The organism is Actinoplanes subtropicus (assembly GCF_000721705.1).
Taxonomy (GTDB): Bacteria; Actinomycetota; Actinomycetes; order Mycobacteriales; family Micromonosporaceae; genus Actinoplanes; species Actinoplanes subtropicus.
Genome location: NZ_JOJL01000028.1, coordinates 28,554 through 39,862, shown reverse-complemented (window position 1 = coordinate 39,862; position 11,309 = coordinate 28,554). Strand labels below are relative to the sequence as shown.

At 71.8% G+C, this 11,309-nt stretch carries 10 protein-coding genes; 3 read left to right on the top strand and 7 right to left on the bottom strand.

What is annotated here, in order from left to right; translation table 11 throughout:
* The first annotated feature begins 48 nt into the window (after window positions 1-48).
* Window positions 49-1,875: a class I SAM-dependent methyltransferase gene (locus IH26_RS0135320; protein WP_030440616.1), complete on the top strand. Its 1,827-nt coding sequence runs from the start codon at window positions 49-51 to the stop codon at window positions 1,873-1,875.
* A gap of 277 nt (window positions 1,876-2,152) precedes the next feature.
* Here IH26_RS0135320 and IH26_RS0135315 read toward each other — a convergent pair whose 3' ends face one another.
* The 4 genes from IH26_RS0135315 to IH26_RS0135300 all read right to left on the bottom strand — a co-directional run bounded on the left by IH26_RS0135315 (window position 2,153) and on the right by IH26_RS0135300 (window position 5,783).
* Complete coding sequence (locus IH26_RS0135315; protein ID WP_030440615.1) at window positions 2,153-3,112, bottom strand: NAD-dependent epimerase/dehydratase family protein; 960 nt, start codon at window positions 3,110-3,112, stop codon at window positions 2,153-2,155.
* Window positions 3,113-3,275: 163 nt separating this feature from the next.
* The gene (gene pseI / locus IH26_RS0135310; RefSeq protein ID WP_030440614.1) at window positions 3,276-4,304 is read right to left on the bottom strand and encodes a pseudaminic acid synthase; all 1,029 of its coding nucleotides are present in this window, start codon (window positions 4,302-4,304) and stop codon (window positions 3,276-3,278) included.
* Complete coding sequence (locus tag IH26_RS0135305) at window positions 4,304-4,756, bottom strand: GNAT family N-acetyltransferase (protein ID WP_030440613.1); 453 nt, start codon at window positions 4,754-4,756, stop codon at window positions 4,304-4,306. The genes pseI and IH26_RS0135305 overlap by 1 nt, the downstream gene beginning before the upstream one ends.
* A gap of 4 nt (window positions 4,757-4,760) precedes the next feature.
* A complete protein-coding gene (locus IH26_RS0135300; RefSeq protein WP_084599351.1) occupies window positions 4,761-5,783 on the bottom strand; it encodes a glycosyltransferase family 2 protein in 1,023 nt (340 codons plus the stop codon).
* Between the two features lie 135 nt (window positions 5,784-5,918).
* On the opposite strand from IH26_RS0135300, the gene IH26_RS0135295 reads away from it, so the two are divergent.
* Entirely contained in the window at window positions 5,919-8,177 is a 2,259-nt protein-coding gene (locus IH26_RS0135295; protein ID WP_030440611.1) for a putative bifunctional diguanylate cyclase/phosphodiesterase, read from the top strand.
* Between the two features lie 16 nt (window positions 8,178-8,193).
* The gene (locus IH26_RS0135290) at window positions 8,194-8,787 is read left to right on the top strand and encodes a hypothetical protein (protein ID WP_030440610.1); all 594 of its coding nucleotides are present in this window, start codon (window positions 8,194-8,196) and stop codon (window positions 8,785-8,787) included.
* A 152-nt stretch (window positions 8,788-8,939) separates the two neighbouring features.
* On the opposite strand, the gene IH26_RS0135285 is transcribed toward IH26_RS0135290, so the two are convergent.
* Genes IH26_RS0135285 through IH26_RS0135275 form a run of 3 tightly spaced genes read right to left on the bottom strand, consistent with a single transcriptional unit; the run spans window position 8,940 to window position 11,242 of the window.
* Window positions 8,940-9,230 carry a hypothetical protein gene (locus IH26_RS0135285; protein ID WP_030440609.1) on the bottom strand — a complete coding sequence of 97 codons (291 nt, stop codon included), beginning with the start codon at window positions 9,228-9,230 and terminating at the stop codon, window positions 8,940-8,942.
* Entirely contained in the window at window positions 9,218-9,700 is a 483-nt protein-coding gene (locus IH26_RS0135280; protein ID WP_030440608.1) for a hypothetical protein, read from the bottom strand. Before IH26_RS0135280 ends, IH26_RS0135285 begins: the two co-directional genes overlap by 13 nt.
* Window positions 9,701-9,721: 21 nt before the next feature.
* Window positions 9,722-11,242, bottom strand: coding sequence for an APC family permease (locus tag IH26_RS0135275; protein ID WP_030440607.1), 1,521 nt, complete (start codon window positions 11,240-11,242; stop codon window positions 9,722-9,724).
* Window positions 11,243-11,309 lie beyond the last annotated feature (67 nt).

Genomic DNA, 11,309 nt, shown 5'->3' with positions numbered 1-11,309 from the left:
GCCGTTCTGCGGGGGCACGAACCCGGTGAGTCAACGAGAGGTATAAGCATGTCGGAAGCCGCCGCCCTGATCCCCACGCAGGGCACGGACTACACCGCGGCCCTCAGCGCCCCGTCGCTGCCCAATCTCCGGCGGATCGGCGGCGAGATGTTCTCCTGGACCGATCGCGACCCGCGCCGCGGCCCCGAGGTGCCGCGCGGCGCCGTGCTGCGGCACCTGCTCGGCGAGCACGCCGGCGCCGGCCGCTCGGTGCTGATCGCCGGCCCGATCGCCGACGACCTGGTCATCGCGCTGGTCGACGCCGGCGCCACGGTCACCTGGCTGGTGCGCTCGCTGGTCGACGCCGAGGAGGCGGCCCGCGCCCACCCCCAGGTCACCGTCCTGGCCGGCGCGGCGGTCAAGGTCGACCCGGCCGAGCGGTTCGACCTGGTGGTGGCGTTCGACGGGGTGGAGCGGCTCAACTCCGCCGAGGGCGACCAGCTCTCCGCCGCCGAGCTCCTCGACCGGCTGGCCGAGGCGGTCCGCCCCGACGGCGTGCTCCTGCTCACCCACGACAACCACCTCGGCGTGCACCACACCGTGCGGCTCGCGCCCGGCGGCCACCAGGCGCAGGACGCGGACTGGTACCCGCTGGACGAGAACGACCCGCAGCGCCCGGCCTCCCGCGAGCAGCTGGTCGACCGCCTCACCGTCGCCGGCCTGGTGGTCGATGTCACCTACGCCGCGTTCCCCGAGCCGGCCACGCCGACCGTGCTGGTCGGCCCCGGCCTGCTCGGCAACCTCTCCGCCCCGCTGCGCCCCCGCCTCGGCACCGCGCTCAACCAGGCGTTCGCCGCCGCCTTCCGGGGCCGCCCGGTGCTCAGCGACCCGCGCCGGCTGGTCGCCCGCGCGCTGCGGGCCGCCGCCGAGGAGACGGTGGCGCCGGCCTGGCTGGTGATCGCCCGGGCGTCCGGTTCGTCCGCCGCGGCCCACGACTTGCTGGTGGGCGACTCTCGCGGCACCTTCGCGTACGAGGTGAGCGCCACCGACACCGGCGAGATCCGGACCACCGTGCTGCAGCCGCTGACCGGCCCGATCGAGCGCGAGGGCCTGCGCCGGATCGCCGAGCCGGCCGCGCCCGGCACCGACGCCGGCTACGTGCTGGAGGAGCGGCTGCTCCACCTGGCCGCCACCGCCGACCTGCGGCACCTGCGCGTCGAGCTGACCCAGTACGAGACCTGGCTGCGCGCCCAGGCGGTGGACGGCCGCCTGGCCGGCCCGATCGCGCTGGCCGGCCTGGCCGACCTGCTGGTCACCCCCGACGGCCCGGTCCTGCTGCCGACCCGCTGGGAGCCGATCGAGCCGATCGACTACGAGACCGCCCTGACCCGCGCCCTCTGGGAGTTCGCGGTGCAGCTGATCACCTCGGGCCGCTCGCACCCATGGCCGATCACCTCGAGCGCCGTCGACCTGACCGCGACGCTGCTCGGTATGACCGGCCGCGGCATGACCGACGACCAGGTCCGCGCGGCCGTCGAGCTGCACATCACGCTGGAGGCGGCCGAGCACGAGCTGACCCTGGAGGCGCGCGACCAGCGCCGCCTGCAGCTGCTGGCGATCACCCCCGGCACGGCGAGCGTGGACATCGAGGGCTTCCGCGAACTGACCGAGGCGCTCTGGCGGCAGCGCTACGAGGCCAGCCACCTGCTCGCGATGATGGAGTGGACCGAGCAGATCATCCAGTCCCGCGACAACACGCTGAGCAAGCTCGATCGCGAGATCCAGTTCTACCGCAAGGGCTTCGCGGGCCGCGTGATGGTCGTCGGCAAGGAGGCGTACCGAGCGGCCCGCCGAGACGGCCGCAAAGCCCTCCGCCGCCTGAAAAACTCAAGCTAGGCGCTTACCGTTAACTCGAGCTAGGCGCTTTCCGCTAACTCGAGCTAGGCGGTTTGCTTTCGCTGCCTTGGCCGTACGAGCTCCAGACGAGTCCCCGGCGTGCCAGGGCCGCTGGTTGCAACACCGGCTCCGACTCCGGCCGCCGGGCGGGCCCGACCCCAAGACCAGCCCGCCCCGGCTGTCGGGCTATCCCTAGCTGAGCAAGATACTGGCTGAGCGAGATACTGGCTGAGCGAGATACGAGTGCGACTGAAGCGTCGGCGTGGTCTTGGCCGGGTCAGTGGTTGGGGGCCGATCGGCTGCGGTAGGGCGACAGCCGCAGGATCGCGCGGCGGGCGAGCGGGCCGACCAGTGGCACCAGGCGTCGCCTCCAGCCGAGACTCGCCGCCACGGCTTCGGCGATGTCGGTGAAGTCGTGGCGCTGGTAGTGCAGCAGTGCCTCGCTTTCGGCGGTGTCGATCCAGTCGGTCGCGTAGACCGCGGTGCTGAACGCGTCATCCGGCAGCGGCGGGACGCCCATCGCCGCCAGTAGCCGGGTCAGGTACTCCCGATAGGTCAGCTGGCAGGTGGGTCCGCCGCCGACGAACAGAATGCGGCCCCAGACCTCCGGCGTCTCCACCGCGCGGGCGATCGCCAGGCCGGCGTCGTCGGCGTGCAGCGCCTCGATCCGGTTGTCCAAGCCGATCTCGAACATGATCGGGTGCGGGTCCCGCACGGCCAGGATCGGTACGTCGGCGAAGCGGAAGATGCACCAGGTCAGGCCGGACTGCCGGATCAGCTCCTCGCACTGGATCTTGTGTTCGGTGTACGGGTTGGTCGCGACCAGCGGATCGTCGACGTGCCGGGGCGGCGGCTTGTCCAAGGTGTAACCGTGAACGTCGAAGGTGGACGAGAACAGCAGCCGCGGCGGGGTCGGCTGCGCCCGGCACGCCGCCACGACGTTGGCCGTGCCGTCCACATTGACCGCACGGGCCCGTTCCGGCTCCTCGTCGGCGGCCGGCGGGATGACCGCCGCCAGGTGAACCACCGCGTCCACGCCGGCGGCGGCGCCCCGGACCGCGGCGGCATCGGTGATGTCTCCCCAGACGACCTCGACGCCCGGCGGCAGGTCACGCGCCGCGCGCCGGCCGGCCGTGGTCGACCGCTCGAACGAGCGCACGGTGTGGCCGTGCGCGACCAACTCCGGCAGCGCGTGCGACCCGATGTTGCCGGCCCCACCGGTCACCAAGACCTTCACGGGACACCTCAGCTCCGACCCATAGACCCATCGACATCGTTCTACAAGTCGAGGCGTTGGGAAATAGGACCGGAACAGCCCGGCGGCCGGGGTCGGAGCCGGTGTTGCAGCTCGCGGCCCCGGCAAGCCGGGGACTGTTCTCACGCTCGTACGCGCAAGGGTCTTAGATCAGATCCCAGGTCAGGGGGGTGCCCTTGGCCGCGTCGGTGGTGAAGGTGCGGCCGAGGACCGAGCCGATCGCGTCGGGCTCCAGGCCGCCGGTGGGGCGGATCGAGCGGACGTTTTCCGGGGTGACCTTGTCGCCGGCCTTGACGTCGGTGACCACGTAGAGGGAGCGGCGGAAGCGCAGGCCCTCCTTCTCGTGCTCGGTCGGGCCGATGTGCGTGGTGCCCAGCGCCTGCCAGGCCCGCTCGGACTCCTCGCGCAGCAGCTTGAGCTCGGCCGGGTTGAGGGAGAACGCCGAGTCGACGCCGCCGTCGGCGCGGTCCAGGGTCACGTGCTTCTCGATCAGGCAGGCGCCGAAGGCGACCGCGGCGACCGGGACGCCGATACCCAGCGTGTGGTCGGACAGGCCGATCGGCACCTCGAGCATCTGAGCCAGCACCGGGATGCGGCGCAGGTTGCTCTCCTCCGGCGGGGACGGGTACGACGCCGTGCAGGCCAGCACCGTCACGTCGGTCGCGCCGGCGCCCTGGGCGGCCTCGACCGCGGCGGCGATCTCCTTCACCGAGGCCATGCCGGTGGAGATGATGATCGGCTTGCCGGTGCTCGCGGCCAGGCGGATCAGCGGCAGGTCGGTGGCCTCGGACGACGCGATCTTGTACATCGGGGCGTCGAGCTTCTCGAGCAGGTCCACGGCGGTCGGGTCGAACGGGCTGGAGAACGGGGTGATGCCCCGCTCGCGGGCCCGCTCGAAGATCGGCTGGTGCCACTCCCACGGGGTGTGCGCGCGCTCGTACAGGTCGTAGAGGTACTCGCCGCCCCACAGCTCGTGGCCCTTGGAGAGCTGGAAACGGGGGTGCTTGACGTTCAGGGTCAGGGTGTCCGCGGTGTACGTCTGGATCTTGATCGCGTCGGCGCCGGCGTCCGCCGCCGCGTCGACCAGGGCCAGCGCCCGGTCGAGGGAGCCGTTGTGGTTCCCGGACATCTCCGCGACGATGTACGGCCGCTTGTCGGGCCCGAACTGTGCCATTACTTCCCTCTCTCGGTCCAGACGACCGTTTTCATCTCGCCGTCGACGAGTCGCTCGTAGCGGCGCGTCTCCTTGAAGCCGAAGCGCCGGTGCAGCGCGAGGACCTGCTTGTTGTCGGCGAGGGTCTCGCCGCCCAGCGTTTCCAGGCCGAGCGTGCCGAACGCATACTCGACGGCCTCCTTCTCCAGGCGCATCCAGGCCGCGAGCAGCCGGTCGCCCAGGCCCACCGTATCCAGGTAGAAGGACCAGGTGGTGCCGTCGAAGATCACCACACCGGCCGGGACGCCCCGATCATCGGAGTAGATCAGCACGTCGCGCCAGCGCTTTTCCCACCAGCGAGCGTGCTCCTCCGGCTTGATCTCGTGTGTGGTCAGGCTCACCGCCCGGACCGACGGATGGTTGCGCCAGGGCAGGATGAGATCGCGATCGGTGTACTCGGCAGGTCTCAGCACGAGTTCAGATTACGGACGCCCGCTGAGCCGCCGCTGCCGGAGGTGTCGGTTCGGGCTTCCGGCGGCGCCGCCCGGCCACTCGGTAACCGGACCTGAGCAGCGCGTACAGGGGATAGGCGCCGGTCGCCACCAGCCGATGCTTGAGACCGCGCATCCCGCTCGGCGGGCGGTAGCCGGCCGGCCGGTGCCGCCGGTACAGCGCGGTCGCCTGCCGGAAGAACCGCCGCCGGTCCCCGGGGTGCATCCGGCCGTCGTTGCCGGCCACCACCAGCAGGTGGCTGATCATCAGGGTGAACAGCTGGGCCCGGATCTCCGGCGACAGGTCGCGCGCGGCCGCCCACTTCAGCAGCCGGTCGTACTGCTCGAAGGCCTCGAAGTGCCGGTCGCTTCGAGTTGCGGTGATCGCGCCCGGTCGGCCGATCCGGTACAGGTAGCAGACCCGGTCGAGGGCGGCTATCCGGTCGGCGGCCAGCAGCACCGGATGGCTGAACGAGACGTCCTCGTACCAACCCGGGCCGAAGCGCAGGTCGTTGCGCAGCAGAAACTCGCGGCGCACGATCCTGTTCCATGCGGTGTGCTGCACGGCGAGCATCCGGGTCAGCGTCGGCTCGCCGGCCAGCAGCGGCGAGCTCGCGTCGGGCTTGCTCCGGCCGTCCTCGTGTACGCGCAGGTGGTCGATCAGAAGCACGTCCGGTTCCTCGGCGTCGAGCGCGTCGAGCACCGCGCGCACCGAGCCGGGCGGCAGCCAGTCGTCGCTGTCCACGAACCAGACGTAGTCGCCGGTCGCCTCGGCCAGCCCGGCGTTGCGGGCCAGGCCCAGGCCGACATTCCGAGAGAGGTGCAGAACGCGGAGATTCGGGTGATTCTTGGCGTACGCGTCGAGCATATCGCCGCAGCTGTCGGGGGAGGCGTCGTCCACCGCGACGACCTCGACCCGCTCCTCGCCGGTCAGGACGGAATCCAGGCATTGCTTCAGGTACGTCTCGACGCGATACACCGGCACGACGACGCTCAACCGAACGGGCACCGGACGAATGTTGTTCACTTAGATGAACCAAAGGTAAACGAGAGGTTTCCGGAAGGTATTAGTCGGGCAATTGCTCACCTCCGGCGGTCACCGGCCGATCCAAGGCCCGCAGAAGCGGGTCGAGGAGGCTGACGGATGGGTGTGCTCTGGTCCCGGCTCACCGCCGCCCTGCTCACCGGGCTGGCGCTGGCCGGGCTCACGATCGACGCGATCCATCCGGTGCTGCCCTGGCCCGTGCTCTGGCTGCCCAGCGTCGGCGGCTCGACGCTGCTGGTGGCGAGCTTCTGGCGTACGGCCAGGGCCGGGAACCTGCCCGAGCCGACCCGGCGCTTCTGGCGGCACCTGTTCCCGGTGGCCGTCCTGACCGGCCTCGGCAGCATCGCCCAGGCGTACGACATGATCACCACCGCCGATCCGGCCGGCCAGCATGTCAGCCCCGGCCAGATGCTCTTCGACGGCCTCGCCATCATTCTGTTGATCTACGCGCTGCTGCGGCTGCCGTTCGGCCGGCAGAGCGGCGGCGAGCTGTTCCGGATCGTCCTGGACGCGAGCACGGTGATGCTGGCCTGCGCCGTCTTCGCCTGGCACTTCTCCACCCGGTACGCGCTGCGCGACGGTGACCGGAGCGCGCTCTACATCTCGCTGGCGCTCACCACGCTGGCCCTGCTGGCCGTCTTCGCGGTCGCCAAGGTGATCCTGACCCGGCCGGCCGGGTTCGTCGACCCGGGCGCGCTCCGGCTGATCGGGCTCGGGGTGCTGGTCGGCGCGGTCGGGCCGACCCTGCGCCCGCTGCTCGAGCCCATCGACCCGCACCTGTTCCCGGACATCGTCGCGATGCCGCTGATCTTCTTCCTCGCCGGCTGGGCCGCCGACCGGCAACAGGCCGCCGACTACACACCGCGCCGCGGGATCCGCGAGCGCCGCCGCCGGTCCTTCAGCTTCCTGCCGTACGTGGCGATCGCCGCCGTCGACGGCCTGCTGCTGAGCGTGGCGTTGCCGGCGTCCGCCCCGGACCGCCAGGTCATCGTGCTCAGCGCGGTGGCGCTGACCGCGCTGGTGGTGGTCCGCCAGATCACCGCGTTCCTGGACAACGGCCGGCTGCTGAACCGGCTCGACCACGGCGCCACCCACGACTCGCTGACCCAGCTGCCCAACCGCACGCTCTTCCACGAGCGGTTGGACAAGGCCCTGACCGCGCCCGGCGAGCGGTCGGTCGCGGTCGCGCTGATCGACCTCGACGACTTCAAGGAGGTCAACGACACCCTCGGTCACGAGGTCGGCGACCTGCTGCTGATCGCGGTCGCCCAGCGGCTGAACGCCTGCATCCGGGCCGAGGACACGGTGGCCCGGCTCGGCGGCGACGAGTTCGTGGTGGTGCTCGACGGCGCCGACCCGGATGCCGCCGACCTCGCCGCCCAGCGGATGATCGAGGCACTCCGGGCGCCCGTCCTCGCGGACGGCCACGAGCTGCCGATCCGGGCCAGCATCGGGATCGCCGACGGCCATTCCGGCGACGACGCCAGCCTGCTGCTGCGGCACGCCGACATCGCGATGTACGCCGCCAAGGCCATCGCCGGCACCGCGTCGCTGCACTTCACGCCGGACATGGCCCAGGCGGGCGCGGACCACGCGCACCTCGGCGCCGAGCTGCGCGACGCGATCGACGGCGACCAGCTCTACCTGCTCTACCAGCCGATCGTGGCGCTGCCCGACCGGCGGGTGATCGGGGCCGAGGCGCTGGTCCGCTGGCGGCATCCGACGCACGGGACGATGCCGCCGCAGAGCTTCATCCCGCTGGCCGAGCGGACCGGGCTGATCGTGCCGCTGAGCAATTGGGTGCTGCGGGCGGCGGTCCGGCAGCTGTCGCTGTGGACGGCGGCGCACGGCGAGGACGCCCCGGCCGTACTCAATGTGAATGTCTCGGCGCGGGACCTGCGCGAGCCCGGGTTCGCCGCCTCGGTGGCCGCCCTGCTCGACGAGTACGGCGTGCCGCCGCACCGGATCACCCTCGAGATCACCGAGTCGATGCCGGTTGACGCGCGCGAGTCGTCGACGACGCTGGCCGCGCTGCGCTCGCTGGGCGTCCGGGTGGCCCTCGACGACTTCGGCACCGGGCACTCGTCGCTGACCATGCTGCACGACTGCCCGATCGACCAGCTGAAGCTGGACAGCACGTTCACCCAGGCCGAAGCGGGCCGGGTGCCGGTCGCGGCCACGGTGTTGCAGCTCGCCGATGCGCTCGGGCTGCAGGCGATCGCCGAGGGGGTGGAGACGCTCGACCAGGCGGACCGGCTGCACGAGCTGGGGTACCGATCGGCGCAAGGCTTCCTTTTCGCCCAGCCGCTGTCGCCCGAGGAGTTCGGTGACCTGCTGACCACCACGCAGGCCGCTTGAATTTCGCCGCCACACCATGGACGATCTGCTGCTGCCGATCAATGCGCGAGTGGAGGTTACGGTGGCGGTCGAGGTCAGGATTCCGGCGCAGTTCGTGGCGACGGGCTGGGGGACTCCTACGGTCTGTGCCCGGCACGGTGAGCCGGCCGTCGAGCAGAAACGCGTCACGTTCATCTCCCGCAACCCCGGCTGGAGCTACCTCCTGCTGCTGGCCGCCCTGCTCGTGTTCGTCATCGTCACCGCGGCCATCCGCAAGTCGGTCGTCGCACCGGCCTGGCCGTTCTGCGCCCGCTGCAAACAGGAGCGCAAGCAGGGCGTCATCATGGGGCTGGGCATCCTGGCCGCGGGCGTGGTGGCCTTCGCGCTGACCGGCGTGCTGCCGGACAGCTCGGGCGGGCTGGCGGCCTTCATCGGCTTCCTCCTACTCCTGACCGGCCTCATCGTCGCCCTCCGCGGCGGTAGCTGGGTCATGCGCGCCAACGGCCACGTGATCGACGGCGGCCAGGCGGTCCAGTTCGACAAGGCCCACGAGTCGTTCGCCGCTCAGGCGTTCGCCGCCCAGCAGGCCGCCTCCCAGTACGCAGCACCCACCCAGCCCCCATTCGCCTGACGGACCGCTTCACAAACGCCAGGCGCCGTGAGATCTGAGCGTTTCCCTTCCGCGCCTTCGACCGTACGAGCAAAGCCAAGTCCCCGGCGCGCCGGGGCCGCGAGTTGCAACACCGGCTCCGACTCCGGCTGCCGGGCGGGCCCGGCCCAAGGTCAGTAGGTCAGGGCGACCAATTCGCGCAGTTGGTCGACCGCGGCCGGTGGTAGCTCGTGGGCCGCCGCGGCCACCACGCCCGCGCGGAGCAGGTCGTAGATTTCCGCCTGGGTGTCGTCGGGGAGGTCGGGGATCCACAGCATGCCGAGGTTTTCCTCGACTATCGTGCGGAGCCAGTCGGCCGTCTTCTCGTCGGAGACTCGGGGGATCAGGTATTCCAGGGTCCAGTCGAAGAGGCCGCCCGAGGACTGCCAGTCGCGGTCGGGGCGGACCATGATCAGCGCGGCCATGGGTGCCCCAGGGTGAAGACGCGCGGGGTCAGGCGGCGGTCGGCGATGAAGCGCTCGACGGTGCGCACCTGCGGGCGGGTGAACAGGGAGACGTCGACCGGGACCAGGTCGGCCTTGCGCAGGTGCAACAGGATCTGCTCGGAGAAGCGCCGCCACTGCTGCTCGAACCGGCCGGCCGCGAACGGGCCGACCGCGTCGTAGGTGACGCCGTGCTCGTCGAACCAGTCGGCGCGGGACCACTTCGGGGCTCGGATCAGGCGTACGCCCAGGGCCGTCTCGATCAATACCGCCGTCTCCGCCTCGTTGGGGCGGAACCGCCCGGTTGCCGCGTCCAGCCCGAGCGCCCAGACGCGCTCGCGTTCTGTGAGTGACGCCAGCGCGGCCGAAGCCGAGGCCGCCCGCGCGGCCGACGCCGCTGGAAAGACCCGCCCGTAGTACGCCAGCGGCAGAGCCAGAGTAAGGGTCGACAAGTCCGGTCACCTCCCGTCAGTTCAGCGATTCACCCGTTCCGGTCGATGCGCCCCCGGCTCGCGGGGGTGCGGCACTCTCGGTGTCACGACGATGGCTGTCCCGCCCTGGCCGATGCCCGCATAGCGCAACGGCTGGGCGCTGCGCAGGGCGAGCCCGTGCACCAGCCCGGCCCCGGCGACCGCGGCCGATCCGGCCGGCACCAGCCAGACCAGCGCCGAGTCGGGTGGCACGCCGAGCAGCGAGGGGATGTTCGAGAAGGCCAGGTAGCCCAGCGTGCCGAGGGCCACTGTGGACAGGATCGGGGCGAGGAAGCGGCCCCACGCGCCCTCGCCGTTGGGCACCCGGTTGAGGTGCAGCAGGGCGGCGAGCGAGGTGGCCAGCAGCAGCACCAGCACGCCGAGGCCGCCGGCGACGGTGAGCCGGTGCGCGACGGCCGCGGGGGAGCGGACGCCGGCCAGGTAGACGACCGCCAACCCGATCGCGGCGGCCGCCGACTGGGTGAGCGAGGCGGTTCGCGGGGCGGCCGTGCGGGCGGCCGTGCGGGCCAGCCCGGCGGGCAGCACGTTTTCCCGGGCGAGCGTGTACAGATACCGCGCCATCGCGTTGTGCAGCGACAACGCGGCCGCGACCAGGGCGGCCAGCAGCACCGCCCGGCCGGTGGTCACCGCCCACGGCGGGAGGCGGGCGCCGGCCAGGTCGAACAACAACTCCGGGCCGCGGGCGCGGGCCAGCGCGGTGACCTGGCCCGGGCCGGTGCCGACGAGGACCGACCAGGAGCAGAAGGCCAAAAGCAAACCGAAGACCACGACCGAGGCGTACGTGGCATGACCGGCCTCTCGCCGGGGGCGCATCGTCTCCTCGGCATACGTGCCCGTGGTCTCGAAACCGGCGAAGGTCAGCGCCCCGACCGCCAGCAGCAGCCCGAGCGCCGGCCGGTCGATCGCGGCGGGGTGCGCGGGCAGGAACGACTCCCGGGCGAAGCGCTCGCCGGCCGGGGCCATCACGTTGGCCGCCGCGTAACCGGCCGCGACCGCCACCTCGGCCAGCACCAGCAGGGCGAGCAGGCCGCTGAGGATCTCCACCCGGATCATGCCGCCGAGCGCGACCAGCAGCCAGCAGCCGGCCGCGACCAGCCACCACTGCGCCTCGACGTGGAACCAGCTGTGCAGCAGGGGCGCGGCGGCGACCCCGGCGACGCCGTAGATGCCGAGCTGAAGGGCCTGGTAGGAGCCGAGCGCGAGCCAGGCGGCGGCGACCCCGGCGGGCCGGCCGAGACCCCGGGAGACGTACGAGTAGATGGCGCCGGCGTACGGAGCGCGGTGGGCCATCGCCGCGTAGCCGGCGGCGAAGAAGACCAGGACGATCGCGACGGCGACGAAGGCGAGCGGCACGAGCGGCCCGCCGCCGCGGGCGAGGGCGGCGGGCACGACGGTGATCAGGACGAGGAGGGGAGCGGTCGCCGCGAGCGCGAAGAAGGTGACCGCGGCGACGCCGACGCGCGCTGGTGCGAGGGTCGGGGGAGGATCCTCGGCGGTACCCACTGATCTAGTAAGCCTGATCGGGCGGGGATCTGCCAACTACCCGTGTCGGTTCACTCACTTTCGGTCA